Genomic DNA, 245 nt, shown 5'->3' on the forward strand with positions numbered 1-245 from the left:
TGAGAAAATGATTGTAGATGAATCGGGAACACCCAATAGTCTTGTTAATCAAAATAGCCTGTTCTTTGTTTGGATAGAGTCGAAATTTATAGGCTTTATGAATTTTCATTTGACAATTCACCTCCTTTTGTATATCATAATGATATAGTATTTAAGGAGTGGTGTCAATGGAAAAGATTCAAAAACTAATTCGCTTCCCCAAAGATTTAGTGGAAGCAATTGAAACGTATCAAGAGAAAAACAGC

Annotated in this window: 1 protein-coding gene; it reads right to left on the minus strand. The window is 32.7% G+C overall.

Annotation, left to right across the window (positions count from 1 at the left end; all coding sequences use genetic code 11):
- The coding region (locus tag ACYQ2O_RS13820; RefSeq protein WP_459796837.1) for a helix-turn-helix domain-containing protein at positions 1–109 on the minus strand (109 nt) is incomplete at its 3' end.
- Positions 110–245 lie beyond the last annotated feature (136 nt).

The organism is Alkalibacterium sp. m-11 (genome assembly GCF_054658155.1).